Annotated in this window: 15 protein-coding genes and 1 pseudogene; 8 read left to right on the top strand and 8 right to left on the bottom strand. The window is 51.2% G+C overall.

The features are described 5' to 3' along the window. Positions 1-241 precede the first annotated feature (241 nt). The 7 genes from mfd (at position 242) to ftsB (ending at position 7,669) form a co-directional block, all read left to right on the top strand. A complete protein-coding gene (mfd, locus tag Q3O06_RS08505) occupies positions 242-3,652 on the top strand; it encodes a transcription-repair coupling factor (RefSeq protein ID WP_301818424.1) in 3,411 nt (1,136 codons plus the stop codon). A 72-nt stretch (positions 3,653-3,724) separates the two neighbouring features. Beyond that, positions 3,725-4,180: a DUF2004 domain-containing protein gene (locus tag Q3O06_RS08510; RefSeq protein ID WP_301818425.1), complete on the top strand. Its 456-nt coding sequence runs from the start codon at positions 3,725-3,727 to the stop codon at positions 4,178-4,180. 161 nt (positions 4,181-4,341) lie between these two features. Beyond that, complete coding sequence (gene panD, locus Q3O06_RS08515) at positions 4,342-4,725, top strand: aspartate 1-decarboxylase (protein ID WP_301818426.1); 384 nt, start codon at positions 4,342-4,344, stop codon at positions 4,723-4,725. A 20-nt stretch (positions 4,726-4,745) separates the two neighbouring features. Continuing rightward, positions 4,746-5,588 carry a 3-deoxy-8-phosphooctulonate synthase gene (gene kdsA, locus Q3O06_RS08520; protein ID WP_301818427.1) on the top strand — a complete coding sequence of 281 codons (843 nt, stop codon included), beginning with the start codon at positions 4,746-4,748 and terminating at the stop codon, positions 5,586-5,588. A 14-nt stretch (positions 5,589-5,602) separates the two neighbouring features. After that, a complete protein-coding gene (locus Q3O06_RS08525; protein ID WP_301818428.1) occupies positions 5,603-6,043 on the top strand; it encodes a DUF4149 domain-containing protein in 441 nt (146 codons plus the stop codon). Positions 6,044-6,089: 46 nt separating this feature from the next. Further along, positions 6,090-7,376: a phosphopyruvate hydratase gene (eno, locus tag Q3O06_RS08530; RefSeq protein WP_301818429.1), complete on the top strand. Its 1,287-nt coding sequence runs from the start codon at positions 6,090-6,092 to the stop codon at positions 7,374-7,376. Between the two features lie 14 nt (positions 7,377-7,390). Next, positions 7,391-7,669: a cell division protein FtsB gene (gene ftsB, locus Q3O06_RS08535; RefSeq protein ID WP_107818950.1), complete on the top strand. Its 279-nt coding sequence runs from the start codon at positions 7,391-7,393 to the stop codon at positions 7,667-7,669. 40 nt (positions 7,670-7,709) lie between these two features. On the opposite strand, the gene yfaE is transcribed toward ftsB, so the two are convergent. The 5 genes and pseudogenes from yfaE to nrdA form a co-directional block, all read right to left on the bottom strand. After that, on the bottom strand, positions 7,710-8,000 hold the full coding sequence (yfaE, locus tag Q3O06_RS08540) for a class I ribonucleotide reductase maintenance protein YfaE (protein ID WP_301818430.1): 291 nt from the start codon (positions 7,998-8,000) through the stop codon (positions 7,710-7,712). A gap of 16 nt (positions 8,001-8,016) precedes the next feature. After that, a pseudogene (locus tag Q3O06_RS08545) lies at positions 8,017-8,124 on the bottom strand (IS5/IS1182 family transposase); the annotation flags it as partial. 103 nt (positions 8,125-8,227) lie between these two features. Beyond that, complete coding sequence (nrdB, locus tag Q3O06_RS08550; protein WP_118818960.1) at positions 8,228-9,361, bottom strand: class Ia ribonucleoside-diphosphate reductase subunit beta; 1,134 nt, start codon at positions 9,359-9,361, stop codon at positions 8,228-8,230. A gap of 132 nt (positions 9,362-9,493) precedes the next feature. Beyond that, a complete protein-coding gene (locus Q3O06_RS08555; protein WP_301818431.1) occupies positions 9,494-9,979 on the bottom strand; it encodes a hypothetical protein in 486 nt (161 codons plus the stop codon). A gap of 315 nt (positions 9,980-10,294) precedes the next feature. Then, positions 10,295-12,574 carry a class 1a ribonucleoside-diphosphate reductase subunit alpha gene (nrdA, locus tag Q3O06_RS08560; RefSeq protein WP_301818432.1) on the bottom strand — a complete coding sequence of 760 codons (2,280 nt, stop codon included), beginning with the start codon at positions 12,572-12,574 and terminating at the stop codon, positions 10,295-10,297. 528 nt (positions 12,575-13,102) lie between these two features. On the opposite strand from nrdA, the gene Q3O06_RS08565 reads away from it, so the two are divergent. Beyond that, positions 13,103-13,414, top strand: a complete 312-nt coding sequence (locus tag Q3O06_RS08565) for a stress response protein (RefSeq protein ID WP_301818465.1) — start codon at positions 13,103-13,105, stop codon at positions 13,412-13,414. 311 nt (positions 13,415-13,725) lie between these two features. On the opposite strand, the gene Q3O06_RS08570 is transcribed toward Q3O06_RS08565, so the two are convergent. From Q3O06_RS08570 to Q3O06_RS08580, 3 genes are all read right to left on the bottom strand, one after another. Continuing rightward, positions 13,726-14,493, bottom strand: a complete 768-nt coding sequence (locus Q3O06_RS08570) for a 1-acyl-sn-glycerol-3-phosphate acyltransferase (protein ID WP_301818433.1) — start codon at positions 14,491-14,493, stop codon at positions 13,726-13,728. A gap of 87 nt (positions 14,494-14,580) precedes the next feature. Beyond that, positions 14,581-15,408: a DNA-formamidopyrimidine glycosylase gene (gene mutM, locus Q3O06_RS08575; protein WP_301818434.1), complete on the bottom strand. Its 828-nt coding sequence runs from the start codon at positions 15,406-15,408 to the stop codon at positions 14,581-14,583. 51 nt (positions 15,409-15,459) lie between these two features. Continuing rightward, positions 15,460-16,125 carry a class I SAM-dependent methyltransferase gene (locus Q3O06_RS08580; protein ID WP_301818435.1) on the bottom strand — a complete coding sequence of 222 codons (666 nt, stop codon included), beginning with the start codon at positions 16,123-16,125 and terminating at the stop codon, positions 15,460-15,462. Positions 16,126-16,141: the final 16 nt, after the last annotated feature.

Raw genomic sequence — 16,141 nt, forward strand, 5'->3', positions numbered from 1 at the left:
TTTCTTAACCTCACTTTGCCTTGCCATTTGAAAAGCTGAAACTTACTATCCGGTAGCAAAGGTAGCGTTTTACACATCCTTTTTTCCCATAAAATCAAGTTTTCTTTGAGATACAAAAGCCGTTTAAAAAACCAGGCAAGTATCCTGTTCTTAATCTGTTAAAATTCCATCTATACAGCCTGACTAACCCTGAAGCGGCTCGAAATTTTTTCCGGCTGCCGCAAGCCATTATCCCTACGCCATGACCTACCCCATCCCCAAACCCCGTGAAAAATCCCGTTGGCTCAATCTGTCTCAAGGCTCGCTGCCGCTGGCTTTGGCGCGTTATCTGCCGCATAAGCAGCTCAAAGTCGTGCTGACCCAAGATGCGGAACAGGCGTTGCGCCTTCAGACGGCGTGGCGGTTTTTCCGCCCGCACGACACGGCGGTGTTCCTGCCGGACTGGGAAACGCTGCCTTACGAGCGTTTTTCGCCGCATCAGGATTTGGTGTCGGAACGGCTGTCGGCGTTGTGGCAAATTAAAAGCGGCGCGGCGGATGTGTTGTTTGTGCCGGTTGCCACGGCGATGCAGAAGCTGCCGCCCGTGCCGTTTTTGGCGGGGCGCACGTTTTGGCTGAAAACAGGGCAGACTTTGGATATAGGCCGTCTGAAAAGTGATTTGACAGATGCAGGTTATAACCATGTTTCCCATGTTGTCGCGGCGGGCGAATTTGCCGTGCGCGGCGGCATTGTCGATTTGTTCCCGATGGGCAGCGAAATGCCCTACCGCATCGATTTGTTTGACGATGAAATCGACAGCATCAAAACTTTTGACACCGAAACGCAGCGCACCATTTCCCCCGTTTCCGAAATCCGCCTGCTGCCGGCGCACGAGTTCCCCACCGACAGCAAGGCGCAAAAAATCTTCCGCAGCCGCTTCCGCGAGGAAGTCGATGGCAATCCGAACGATGCCGCCGTGTACAAAGCCGTCAGCAACGGCCACTTCGGCGCGGGCGTGGAATATTATCTGCCGCTGTTTTTTGAAAACGAGTTGGAAACGCTGTTTGACTATATCGGCGAGGATGCGCTGTTTGTCGCTTTGGGCGACGTTCACGCCGAGGCAAACCGCTTTTGGGGCGATGTCAAATCGCGTTACGCCATGGCGCAGGGCGACGAAACCTATCCGCCTTTGCTTCCACAGCATTTGTATCTCTCTGCCGATGTGTTCGCAGGTCGTCTGAAAAACTACGGACAAGTGCTGCCCGATGTTTCCAGCAAGGAACACACCCTGCCCGACCTTGCCGTCAACCGCCAATCCGACGAACCTTTGCAGGCATTGAAGGATTTTCAGACGGCGTTTGACGGGCGGATTTTGCTGTGCGCCGAAAGCTTGGGACGGCGCGAAACCATGCTCGGCTTCTTGCAGCAAAACGGTTTGAAAGCCAAACCTGTGTCCGACTGGCAGGGCTTTTTATCAGCGCACGAGCCGCTGATGATTACAGTCGCGCCATTGGCATACGGGTTTAAATTAGAAGATCAAAACATCGCGGTCATCACCGAATCTGACCTCTACCAATACGTTGCCCGTTCGCGCAAACATCATCGCAAGAAACACGCCGCCGTTTCAGACGGCCTGTTACGCGACCTTGCCGAAATCAACATCGGCGACCCCGTCGTACACGAAGAACACGGCATCGGGCGGTATATGGGCTTGGTAACGATGGACTTGGGCGGCGAAACCAACGAAATGATGTTGCTCGAATACGCGGGCGAAGCGCAGCTTTATGTGCCTGTTTCTCAACTGCATTTGATCAGCCGCTACTCCGGGCAGGCGCATGAAAATGTCGCCCTGCACAAGCTCGGCAGCGGCGCATGGAACAAGGCGAAGCGCAAGGCCGCCGAAAAAGCGCGCGATACCGCCGCCGAGTTGCTCAACCTCTACGCCCAGCGCGCCGCCCAATCGGGACACAAGTTTGAAATCAACGAGTTGGACTATCAGGCGTTTGCCGACGGCTTCGGCTACGAAGAAACCGAAGACCAGGCCGCCGCTATCGCCGCGGTGATTAAAGACCTGACGCAGGCGAAGCCGATGGACCGCCTTGTGTGCGGCGATGTCGGTTTCGGCAAAACCGAAGTCGCCCTGCGCGCCGCGTTTGTAGCGGTGATGGGCGGCAAACAGGTTGCCGTACTCGCCCCGACCACGCTTCTGGTCGAGCAGCACGCGCAAAATTTCGCCGACCGCTTCGCCGATTTCCCCGTGAAAGTCGCCAGCCTTTCGCGTTTCAACAACAGCAAAGCCACCAAAGCCGCGCTGGAAGGCATGGCGGACGGCACGGTCGACATCGTTATCGGCACGCACAAACTGGTACAGAACGATATAAAATTCAAAAATTTAGGCTTAGTGATTATCGATGAAGAACACCGCTTCGGCGTGCGCCAGAAAGAGCAGCTCAAACGCCTGCGTGCCAATGTCGACATCCTTACCATGACCGCCACGCCGATTCCGCGCACCCTCAGCATGGCGCTCGAAGGCCTGCGCGACTTTTCGCTGATTACCACCGCGCCCAGCCGCCGCCTCGCGGTCAAAACCTTTGTCAAACCCTTCAGCGAAGGCAGCGTGCGCGAAGCCGTGTTGCGCGAACTCAAACGCGGCGGACAAGTGTTTTTCCTGCACAATGAAGTGGATACCATCGAAAACATGCGTGAGCGGCTGGAAACCCTGCTGCCCGAAGCCCGCATCGGCGTGGCGCACGGACAACTGCGCGAGCGCGAGTTGGAACAAGTCATGCGCGACTTTTTGCAGCAAAGATTCAACGTCTTGCTCTGTTCCACCATCATCGAAACCGGCATCGACATCCCCAACGCCAATACCATCATCATCAACCGTGCCGACAAATTCGGGCTGGCGCAGCTGCACCAACTTCGCGGGCGCGTCGGCCGCAGCCACCACCAAGCCTATGCCTACCTGCTCACGCCCGAATACATCACCAAAGACGCAGAAAAACGCCTCGACGCCATCGCGGCGGCAGACGAACTCGGCGCAGGTTTCACCCTCGCCATGCAGGATTTGGAAATCCGCGGCGCAGGAGAAATCCTCGGCGAAGGACAATCCGGTGAAATGATACAGGTCGGCTTCACGCTCTACACCGAAATGCTCAAACAAGCCGTGCGCGACCTCAAAAAAGGCCGCCAGCCCGACCTCGACGCACCGCTGGGCATCACCACCGAAATCAAACTGCACAGCCCCGCCCTGCTGCCCGAAAGCTACTGCCCCGACATCCACGAACGGCTCGTCCTCTACAAACGCCTCGCTGTCTGCGAAACCGTGCAGCAAATCAACGCCATACACGAAGAACTCGTCGACCGCTTCGGTCTGCCCGAACAAGCCGTCAAAACCCTCATCGAAAGCCACCACTTACGGCTTGCTGCAAAAGAACTGGGCATCGATGCCATCGATGCTACAGGCGAAGCCGTAACCGTTACCTTCGGCAAACACCACTGTATCGACCCGACGGAGATTATCCTGCTGATTCAGACGGATAAAAAATACCGGCTGGCAGGGGCAGACAAATTGAGGTTTGCAGCGGAAATGGAAAACATCGAAGTCAGGATCAATACCGTCAAAAGCGTGCTAAAAATCCTGCAAAGCAAACGCCTGCCCAAAGGAAATTGATGTAACGATGCCGTCTGAAGAACACCGTTCAGACGGCATACAATCCCCCAATCCTCACCAAAAGGAACAATCATGTCGATTTTTCACCCCTATTTCCGACAACTGTCCACCGAAGGTTTTGACGGAGAAGAAGATGTCCTCTGGGAAGACGAGCTGACCGTCAAAGGCAATCTTGTCGAGGTATCCCTGTGGGCAGAAAATGAAAACCGCCTGCCAACCGAAACATTGGATGCATTTGCCGCCTTCCTGTCCGAATTGGAAAAAGCCGACGACGCTGCACGCGCCGCACTGACGGAATATTTGAAACGGGACAGCCGCTATATCGACTTTCACACCGAAGATACCCAAACAAGCCGCGATGCGGCAAAGTTTGTCCGCACAATGCAGTTGACCTATATCAGCCTATGGGCAGAAAGTCCGGCTTTTGCCGTTATGGATTATATGCCCGCCAATATGGAAAGCGACGGAATCCTTGCCGTCAAACTGCATTTGGACGGCAGCATTTTCTCAATCGATTGGGAGAGTTGAGCCGGATTGCCAATCGGCAAAAATAAAATGCCGTCTGAAAACAGCTTCCCTGCCCGAAGCCTTGCCATTATGAATTTGAAGGAAACTCCACTATAATACGGCATTCAGATTTTCAGACGGCATCCTGTCCGTCAGACCGCACACAAACCAAAAGGAAATACATGTTCCGTACTATGCTTGGCGGAAAAATCCACCGCGCCACCGTAACCGAAGCCGATTTGAACTACGTCGGCAGCATTACCGTCGATCAAGACCTGTTGGACGCGGCAGGCATCTATCCCAACGAAAAAGTCGCCATCGTCAACAACAACAACGGCGAACGTTTTGAAACCTATACCATTTCAGGCAAACGCGGCAGCGGCGTGGTCTGCCTGAACGGGGCGGCGGCAAGGCTGGTACAGAAAGGCGACATCGTCATCATTATGTCTTATATCCAACTTTCCGAACCGGAAATCGCCGTACACGAACCCAAAGTCGTCCTGGTGGACGGAAACAACAAAATCCGCGACATCATCTCCTATGAGCCGCCGCACACCGTACTGTAATCCCGCAACGGACATCGATTATGGATATTAAAATCAACGACATCACCCTCGGCAACAACTTGCCCTTCGTCCTATTCGGCGGCATCAACGTTTTGGAAGGCTTGGATTCCACCCTCCAAACCTGCGCGCATTATGTCGAAGTAACCCGAAAACTGGGCATTCCCTATATCTTTAAAGCCTCTTTCGACAAGGCAAACCGCTCCTCCATCCATTCTTATCGCGGCGTAGGCTTGGAAGAAGGCTTAAAGATTTTCGAAAAAGTCAAAGCAGAATTCGGCATCCCCGTCATTACCGACGTACACGAACCCTATCAGTGCCAACCCGTTGCCGAAGTGTGCGATGTCATCCAGCTTCCCGCATTCCTTGCGCGGCAGACCGATTTAGTAGTTGCCATGGCAAAAACCGACAACGTCGTCAACATCAAAAAACCCCAGTTCCTCAGCCCCTCTCAAATGAAAAACATTGTGGAAAAATTCCGCGAAGCCGGCAACGGGAAACTGATTTTATGCGAACGCGGCAGCAGCTTCGGCTACGACAACCTCGTTGTCGATATGCTCGGTTTCGGCGTGATGAAACAAACCTGCGGCAACCTGCCGGTTATTTTCGACGTTACCCATTCCCTGCAAACCCGCGATGCCGGTTCTGCCGCATCCGGCGGCCGTCGCGCACAGGCTTTGGATTTGGCACTTGCAGGCATGGCAACCCGCCTTGCCGGCCTGTTCCTCGAATCGCACCCCGATCCGAAACTGGCAAAATGCGACGGCCCCAGCGCGCTGCCGCTACACCTTTTAGAAGATTTTTTAATCCGCATCAAAGCATTGGACAATTTAATCAAATCACAACCGATTTTAACAATCGAATAACACGGTTTCGCCTTATGATGCAGACTTTCCGAAAAATCAGCCTGTATGCCGCAACCTTGTGGCTCGGTATGCAGATTATGACGGGTTATATCGCCGCGCCGGTGCTGTTCAAAATGCTGCCAAAAATGCAGGCGGGCGAAATTGCCGGCGTATTGTTCGACATCCTCTCTTGGAGCGGGCTTGCCGTTTGGGGCGCAGTACTGGCTGCCGCCTTTGCCGCCCTAACCCGGCGGCAAACCGCCCTGCTGCTTTTTTTATTGTCCGCCCTTGCCGCCAACCAATTTTTGGTTACCCCCGTTATCGAGGCGTTGAAATACGGGCATGAAAATTGGCTGTTGTCGGTTGTAGGCGGATCTTTCGGAATGTGGCACGGCATTTCCAGCATGATTTTCATGGCAGCCGCCCTACTTTCAGCAGTTTTAAGTTGGCGGCTTTCCGGCAAAAAGGCCGTCTGAAGCCCTCCCATTTTTTACCTCCCTTCACTTCACTTGGAGAACATTCATGAGCGCAATTGTTGATATTTTCGCCCGCGAAATTTTGGACTCACGCGGCAACCCCACAGTCGAGTGTGATGTATTGCTCGAATCCGGCGTAATGGGACGCGCAGCCGTACCGAGCGGCGCATCCACCGGTCAAAAAGAAGCTTTGGAACTGCGCGACGGCGACAAATCCCGCTATTCCGGCAAGGGCGTATTGAAGGCGGTCGAACACGTCAACAACCAAATCGCCCAAGCCCTCATCGGTATCGATGCCAACGAGCAATCTTATATCGATCAAATTATGATTGAATTGGACGGTACTGAAAACAAAGGCAATTTGGGTGCGAATGCGACTTTGGCGGTCTCTATGGCGGTTGCACGCGCCGCTGCCGAAGACTCAGGCCTGCCGCTTTACCGCTACTTGGGCGGCGCAGGCCCGATGTCCCTGCCCGTACCGATGATGAACGTCATCAACGGCGGCGAACACGCCAACAACAGCCTGAACATCCAAGAGTTTATGATTATGCCCGTCGGCGCAAAATCCTTCCGCGAAGCGTTGCGCTGCGGTGCGGAAATCTTCCACGCTCTAAAAAAACTGTGCGACAGCAAAGGCTTCCCGACTACAGTCGGCGACGAAGGCGGTTTCGCCCCCAACCTGAACAGCCACAAAGAAGCCCTGCAACTGATGGTTGAAGCGACCGAAGCCGCAGGCTACAAAGCAGGCGAGGACGTATTGTTCGCCCTGGACTGCGCATCCAGCGAGTTCTACAAAGACAGCAAATACCACTTGGAAGCCGAAGGCCGCTCCTACACCAACGCGGAATTTGCCGAATACTTGGAAGGCTTGGTTAACGAATTCCCGATTATCTCCATCGAAGACGGGATGGATGAAAACGACTGGGAAGGCTGGAAACTGCTGACCGAAAAATTGGGCAAAAAAGTTCAATTGGTCGGCGACGACTTGTTCGTAACCAATCCGAAAATCCTTGCCGAAGGCATCGAAAAAGGCGTGGCAAACGCACTATTGGTCAAAGTCAACCAAATCGGTACTTTGAGCGAAACCCTGAAAGCCGTCGATTTGGCAAAACGCAACCGCTACGCCAGCGTAATGAGCCACCGCTCCGGCGAAACCGAAGACAGCACCATTGCCGACTTGGCAGTCGCCACCAACTGTATGCAGATCAAAACCGGATCTTTGAGCCGTTCCGACCGCATGGCAAAATACAACCAACTGCTGCGTATCGAGGAAGAATTGGCGGAAGCCGCCTACTACCCTGGCAAAGCCGCATTCTACCAACTGGGCAAATAAGAAAAGGTTAAGGTATGAAGTGGGTAACTGTCGTTTTATCCTTCGCACTTGTCTGTTGCCAATACAGCCTGTGGTTCAGCAAAGGCAGCATCGGACGCAACAGCAGTCTGAGAGAACAGATTGCCGTTCAAGAAGAAAAAAACCAGACGCTCGCCCTACGCAATCATTCCCTTGCCGCCGAAGTCTATGATTTGGAAAACGGTCAAGAAGCCATTTCGGAAATCGCCCGGGTAGAACTGGGTTATATCCAAGACGGCGAAACCTTTTACCGACTCATCAGGCATAACCGGTAATACCGTCAAAAAGCCGTCCGAACCAATGTTCGGACGGCTTTTATTTCAGCAAACTGTCAGACAGCGCCTCATCCTCCCCCGCCAAACCGCAATCCAGCCTGACATCCCCCTCGACGTAACAGCAGCACGGCAGTATCTCGTCCCGCCCCAAAAAAGCCAAAGGCGGCTCCCGATAAGTAACGCTTCCCTCCAAAATCTTTACCCGGCACGATCCGCAATATCCGCTTCGGCACTGATATTCCACCATATGCCCCGTCCGTTCCAAGCCTTCCAACAAGGTCTCACCCTCCAAGAGCTCAAAAAGACCCTTATTCGTACCAATGTGCGCCATTTCCAACCAATCAAAAATATAGTGGATTAAATTTAAACCAGTACGGCGTTGCCTCGCCTTGCCGTACTATCTGTACTGTCTGCGGCTTCGTCGCCTTGTCCTGATTTAAATTTAATCCACTATAAAAGGAACAATAACCGATCCTACCCGCTGTTTTTCCCATCATACAACATACAAATGCCGTCTGAAACATCCGGCTTCAGACGGCATTTTTTTCAAAAAAACGTTTACAACTCAAAATCGCCCAAATCATCCGTATTCACTTCAGAATCAATCTGACCGATCAAGTAAGAAGATATTTCCACTTCCTGCGGCGCGACCTGTACGTTGTCGGATGACAGCCACGCATTAATCCACGGAATCGGGTTTTGATTTGCGCCTTCAAATCCGGCCGGCAAACCCACCGCCTGCATACGCAGATTGGTAATATATTCGACGTATTGGGATAAGATTTCTTTGTTTAAACCAATCATCGAACCGTCTTTAAACAAATATGCCGCCCATTCTTTTTCCTGTTCCGCCGCCTTTTTGAAGAGTCGGAAACATTCGTCCTGCAACTCGGCGGCAATCTCCGCCATTTCAGGATCATCGACACCCGAACGCATCAGATTAAGCATATGCTGCGTGCCGGTCAGGTGCAGGGCTTCGTCGCGGGCAATCAGTTTGATGATTTTGGCGTTGCCTTCCATCAACTCGCGCTCGGCAAAAGCAAACGAGCAGGCAAATGAAACGTAGAAACGGATGGCTTCCAACACGTTGACGCACATCAGGCAGAGATAGAGTTTTTTCTTCAACCCGCGCAAAGACACGGTAACGGGTTTGCCGCCGACATTGTGCACCCCTTCGCCCAACAGGTTGTAATACTGGGTGTATTCGATTAAGTCATCGTAATAGCAGGCAATGTCTTCGGCGCGGGCGGTAATATATTCGTTTTCGACAATATCATCAAACACGACCGACGGGTCATTCACAATATTGCGGATGATGTGGGTATAGCTGCGCGAATGGATGGTTTCGCTGAAGCTCCACGTTTCAATCCACGTTTCCAGCTCGGGAATCGAAACCAAAGGCAGCAAGGCAACATTCGGACTGCGCCCTTGGATGGAATCGAGCAGTGTTTGGTATTTCAGATTGCTGATGAAAATATGTTTTTCGTGTTCGGGCAGGTTCGCGTAGTCGATACGGTCGCGCGACACGTCGATTTCTTCCGGCCGCCAAAAAAACGACAGTTGTTTTTCAATCAGTTTTTCAAATACCTCGTATTTCTGCTGGTCATAACGGGCAACATTCACCGGCTGACCAAAAAACATCGGCTCTTTCAGCGCATCGTTTTTGGTTTTGGGGAAAGTACTGTATGACATGACTAGGTGTTCACAGGACACAGTTGAACCTCTCTATTTTGGTTTGTTTGGTTTTGGGCTGGAACGGTTTTCAGATGCCTTTATGGTATTTTTATAGTGTGGGTTAAAAATCAGAAAATTAATATAAAAATATTACTGTATACATTTTTTAAGGTATCCTGTAGAATATTCATATTCAATTTTCCATACATTATTATCATTTACCAAATTGAATGCCCTATGGCGAGGACCACTCAAACTATAACTATCATATCTATCATAACTATAACTTATGTCATAACCACCACTTGAATTTGATTTACCAGATCTTGAGTAATTAACATATAAATCCATATCAATACAATAACTAATTTTTGATTTTTTTAAATATTTTATAGATAAGATATGGCAATCAGCAAAATCAACATGTGTACCTATATTGTTATAGAAATTATATTCTTGGCAAATTTTATCTAAACTTTTCTTAGCTGCTTCAATAACATCTTGTGGTGGGTTATCTTCATAAAGTATATTCTCGCGTAAATTATCATAAATTTTTCCTAATGAATTATTAGAGGCGCTGTTAAAAGAAAAGAGAAAAACAATTACATATAATATTGTTTTTATTCTATCACTCATTAGTTACCTCTTATCAAAAATTATTCCATATATTTATTCTATTATGTTTAATTGAAATATAATCACTTAATATAATAGATCCAAATATTTGTTAAATTATGAAACAATTTAATTTCTATTTCGGAATTATATGTTAATTTATTTTTCATCACTGGAATTATCAAATTTGTCTTTGAAATGGGTTTTAGCTGCGTTTTCAGACGATCTTTTTCAGGTGGCCTGTGAGACCGTCTGAAAGGCTACCTGCAAATTATCGGGTGTCGGATACGAATATTCGAACTAAGGGGCTGGGTTAAAACCCAGCCTACACGGCGGTTAAATCTTACAAGCCCCACCGGCACAACCGTCATCCTGAATATCAGCCTGCGTATCGTCCGCGCCGTCGCGGGTGTTGTGGTAGTACAGGGTTTTGACACCGTATTTGTAGGCGGTCAGCAGGTCTTTGAGCATTTGTTTCATGGAAACTTTGTTGCCCTCAAATTTGCCCGGGTCGTAGGCGGTATTGGCGGAAATTGCCTGATCAACGAATTTTTGCATCACGCCGACAAGTTTCAGGTAGCCTTCGTTGCCGGGAAGCTGCCACAGGGTTTCGTAGGCATTCTTCAGGGTTTCAAACTCCGGCACGACTTGTTTCAAAATGCCGTCTTTCGATGCTTTGACCGTTACCAATCCGCGCGGCGGCTCGATGCCGTTGGTGGCGTTGGCGATTTGCGAACTGGTTTCAGACGGCATGAGTGCGGTTAGAGTAGAGTTACGCAGGCCGTATTTGACAATGTCGGCACGCAGGCTTTCCCAGTCGTAGTGCAAAGGCTCGTTACACACGGCATCCAAGTCTTTTTTGTAGGTGTCAATAGGTAGTTTACCTTGAGAATAAACGGTTTGGTTGAAGAGCAGACACGCGCCGTATTCTTTGGCAAGGTTTACCGATGCTTTGAGCAGGTAATACTGCATGGCTTCAAAGGTACGGTGGGTCAGGCCGAGCGCGGAGCCGTCGCTGTAGCGGACGCCGTTTTTCGCCAAATAATATGCATAGTTGATCACGCCGATACCGAGCGAACGGCGACCCATAGTGGAGGTACGCGCGGCCTCTACCGGATAACCCTGATAATCTAAAAGTGCATCGAGTGCGCGCACGGTCAAATCGGCAAGCCCTTCCAATTCGTCCAAGCTGTTCAATGCGCCCAAGTTGAAGGCGGACAGGGTACACAGGGCGATTTCGCCGTCAGGGTCGTTGATGTTGTCCAGAGGTTTGGTCGGCAGCGCGATTTCCATACACAGGTTGGACTGGTGCACGGGGGCGACGCGCGGATCGAACGGGCTGTGCGTATTGCAGTGATCGACGTTTTGGATGTAGATGCGCCCGGTTCCGGCACGCTCCTGCATCAGCGTGGAAAACAGGTCGGCAGCCGGAATGATACGCTTGCGGATGTTCGGGTCTTGCTCGTATTTCGTATAGAGCCGCTCAAATTCGTCTTGGTCGGCAAAAAACGCTTCGTACAACCCCGGAACCTCGTTGGGCGAAAACAGCGTAATATTGCCGCCCTTAATCAGGCGGGTATAGAGCAGGCGGTTGATTTGCACGCCGTAGTCCAATTGACGGATACGGTTGTCTTCCACACCGCGATTGTTTTTCAACACCAGCAGGCTTTCGGCTTCGATGTGCCACAAGGGGTAGAACAAGGTTGCCGCGCCGCCGCGCACGCCGCCTTGCGAACAGGATTTGACCGCCGCCTGAAACATTTTGAAAAACGGAATGCAGCCGGTATGCCGGGCTTCGCCGCCCCGTATTTCGCTGTCCAAACCGCGGATACGTCCGGCATTGATGCCGATACCCGCGCGTTGGGAAACGTATTTCACAATCGCGCTGGTAGTGGCGTTGATGGAATCCAGGCTGTCGTCGCATTCAATCAGCACACAGCTTGAGAACTGGCGCGTAGGCGTACGCACGCCGCTCATAATCGGCGTGGGCAGCGATACTTTAAATGTGGAAACGGCATCGTAAAAACGTTTGACGTAACCCAAGCGTGCCTCTTTCGGGTATTTGCTGAAAAGGCACATCGCCACCAAAACATATAAGAACTGCGGCGTTTCGTAAATCTGGCGGGTAACGCGGTTCTGTACCAGATATTTGCCTTCGAGCTGTTTGACGGCGGCATAGGAAAAGGACATATCGCGTTCGTGGTCGATATAGGCGTTCAGTTCGTCAAATTCTTCGCGGCTGTAATCCTCAAGGATATGCCTGTCGTATTTTCCGGCATCGGTAAGTTTTTTAACGTGGTCGTAAAGGTGCGGCGGCTCGTATTCGCCGTAGGCTATTTTACGCAGATGGAAAATCGCCAAACGTGCTGCAAGGTATTGGTAGTCCGGGGTATCTTCCGAAATTAAATCGGCAGCGGCTTTGATGATGGTTTCGTGGATGTCGTCGGTGCGGATACCGTTGTAGAACTGGATGTGCGATTTCAACTCGACCTGCGACACGGAAACATTTTCCAATCCTTCCGCCGCCCAAGTAACGACACGGTGAATCTTATCCAAATCAATGGCTTCCAATCTTCCGTCTCGTTTGGTTACTTTCAAATCAGTCGGTGTATTCATCGCTTCCTCTTCCACTCTTGATATTCAAGACACGGTCTTTTCAAATAAATTAAGGCAGACAATATAGTGGATTTTTGGCATTTTCTCCAGTCTTGACAACGGTTGTATTTTTCAGTTTCAGGCAATGCGCGATAAAACTCGCCTGTCGTATTTTTCCTATAATATTTGTTTTATCTGATAATTCTTTACCGATAAAAAACGGGTAAATTTTTTGCCTTTTGACCGGCTCCGGCTACAAGGCGATGAAATAAGGATTTTCCGACGAAAAAGGAAAGCTTCCGGTTTTCTGCCCCTGCAAATTGTTAAATTTTGCAAAGTATGATTTTGCCGCGCCGCCGCCGAAAAATTCCATTTTCTTACCGATTGGAATTTATTATTGAGATTAATGTGTTATTTGAATCTGCATATCAATCGGCAAGTTTTGTCGGCTGAATGAGTCTGAAACTGCCGACAATTTGCCCGTTCCATCCTTCCATCCTATACTGGAAAGAATTACAAACTGAAAGGATCGTCATGTCTGTCAAAAAGATGCTTGCCATACTGTTGTCTGCAATATTGGGACTGGTATCGACAACTGCCGCTGCCGGTACGTCAGAATCCGCCCACCGACATACTAAACATATCCGCAAGGCAAACAAGCAGATGCTGCACCCCGAATGCAGGAAATATTTGGAACGCCGTGCCGCGTGGTACCGATCGCAAGGCAACGTGCAGGAATTGCGCGAAAACAAAAAGGCGCGCAAAGCATTCCGCTCCCTGCCTTATAAGGAACAGAAAACCCAATGCCGGGCGGCTTATGAGGCTTTCGATGATTTCGACGGCGGCAGGTTCCGCCGTTAATCCCATATAAAATATGCCGTCTGAACACAGGTTCAGACGGCATTTTCCATAGATACAACAAACTATCCTTACGCCATTTCGTTTGAGGTGCTCCCGTTGCCGCAGCCTTAATATAGTGGATTAACAAAAATCAGGACAAGGCGACGAAGCCGCAGACAATACAAATAGTACGGAACCGATTCACTTGGTGCTTCAGCACCTTAGAGAATCGTTCTCTTTGAGCTAAGGCGAGGCAACGCTGTACTGGTTTAAATTTAATCCACTATACATCCGCAAAAGCGAATCATACTGCCACATTCCGGCAACCGGTTTCAGACGGCAACATCCGCATCGCCGGCGACAACGGCACGGATGCTTTCTTCGATTTTATCCTTTAAAGTATAACGGTCTTCGCTTTCCGCCGCGTCCGCCACGCAAACGAAATCGACTTTGATGGTCAGTTTTTTCATGGACACGATGCGCCACAGGCAGGTCGGCAAACCGACATCGGCATACGACGGACGGGCCGTCCTTTTTCCCGTTTCGTCATAATAACGCAGCGCGACCGCCAAAACCTTTGCCCCCGCGTCGATGGCAGATTGGAACAGCGCGGCTTTAAACGGCAGAAGCCCCAAGCCCGAAGAAGTCCGCGCCTCAGGGAAAAAACTGACGTTTTGACCGTGTTGCAAGGTTTCGCAGACGGCGCGGTTAATCGGTTCGATGTCGCGCCGCGAATTGCGGTTGATGAACACCGTTCCCGCATTCTGCCCCATCTTGCCCAATACCGGCCAGCTTTTGATTTCCTGCTTGGCGATAAAGCTGCTCGGATAAACCGCACTCATCGCGAAAATATCCAGCCAAGACACGTGGTTGGCGGCAACCAAGACACCGTTCGGATGTTCGGGTGCGGGCCTGCCCACCTCCAATCCGATATCCAAAGCCGACAAAGCCCCCCTGCCCAATTCGATTACCGCCCGATTGCGCGACTCTGGACAGCCGCCGTCAATACCGCGCAGGTTTTTGCCGGTTTTGAACAGCCAGACCGTCAAGCGGCACAAGCGACGCAAACGTGTAAAAAATGAAGCTTTATTTGAAGACATGAGCAATTCTTTCCCGATAATCGGTGTTTGTTGTTGAAACGTTCGGACGGCATACCGATAAAATGCCGTCTGAAACCGTGTTCCGCCCTATTTCTGACAGTTCGGGCAATAAAACGTGCCGCGCTGCCCCAAAGTTTCTTTCACAATCAAGCCGCCGCACCGGGGGCACGGCTGATTGTGCCGCCCATACACCGTATATTCCTGTTGGAAGTAGCCGCTTTTGCCGTCGCTGTCCACAAAATCCCTCAAGGTGCTGCCGCCCGTTTCAATGGCGCGCCGCAACACCGCTTTGACGGTTTCAACCAAAAGCGCGAACTCTTTCTTTTTCAGGCGGTTGGCAGGACGGCGGGGCGAAATGCCCGCCCTAAACAGGCTCTCGTTGGCATAAATATTGCCCACGCCGACCACGACGGCATTGTCCATCAGGGCAAGTTTGACCGCGCGTTTCTGCGCCTTCAGCCCCGCATACAGATAATCCGTGCAAAATGCCTCCGACAAAGGCTCCGGCCCCAGTTTTTCCAACAGCGGATGATGTTCTTCGATTCCCTCATACCAAAGTATCGCGCCGAACTTTCTCGGATCGCGGTAACGCATGACCGTGCCGTCTGAAAACACAATATCGACGTGATCGTGCCTGTCCGGCCTGCCGATACGTCCGTCCGACGGCGTAAAAATCCGCAAACTGCCCGACATCCCCAAGTGAATCAGCAGTACGCCCGTTTGAAAGCGGATAAGCAGGTATTTCGCCCTCCTGCCGCAGGACAAAACCTGCCGGCCGGACAAAATCTCCCCCAAATCGGGATTGACCTGCCAGCGCAGCTTCGATTGGCGCAATATCACGGCTTCCACCGTTTTCCCTTCAATATGCGGCGCGATGCCGCGCAACGTCGTTTCCACTTCCGGCAATTCCGGCATAACCCCTCCCGACATTTTTTCTGACAGATGCCGTCTGAGAGACGGCTGTCCCTAATCCGCAACCCTTGCCGCACCCGCCGCAAGGGCTTTGCCGCCCAAATACCCGTCCCACGCGGGCAGGGGCATTACGCCCGCCGCCCTTTTGACCAAAACCAAGCCGTACACTGCGGCACATTGCGGCCACCAGCGGTCGCCCGCCTTTTCCATAAACTGCCAAAAATGTATTTGCCCGGGCGACGAAACCGGCGGCAGATACACCATAAATTTCCCAAGTTCGATATCAAAACCGGTGTCGGCAAGCTGTCTTTTCAGCCCGCGAAGCGTCAGGCAGAAGCGTTTTTCCGACAGGCGTTCGCCGTCAAACCAACGGCTGAATCCCCAAAGCGAATGCGGATTAAAACCCGTCAGCATCACACGCCCGGACGGTTTCAATATCCGGTGCGCCTCGGACAAGATTTGCGAAGGTGCGCCGCATTCCAGCGTATGCGGAAAAAGCAGCATATCCGCAGAAACATCCGCCAAAGCCATATTCTCCGCCGACATCGACATATCTCGCGGCACACAGACAACATCTTCAGACGGCATCAGCCACCTGCCGCCCACCTGAACCGCACACATTCCCGAAAAACGGTATGAATCCAGATACCGCCCGAAGAAGTCCTGTTCCAATTTTGCAACATACCGCCCCATCGCCGTATCTTCAAACCATGCATCCATATTGCGTCCGTTTCAA

Source organism: Neisseria maigaei (assembly GCF_958267405.1).
GTDB classification, from domain to species: Bacteria; Pseudomonadota; Gammaproteobacteria; order Burkholderiales; family Neisseriaceae; genus Neisseria; species Neisseria bergeri.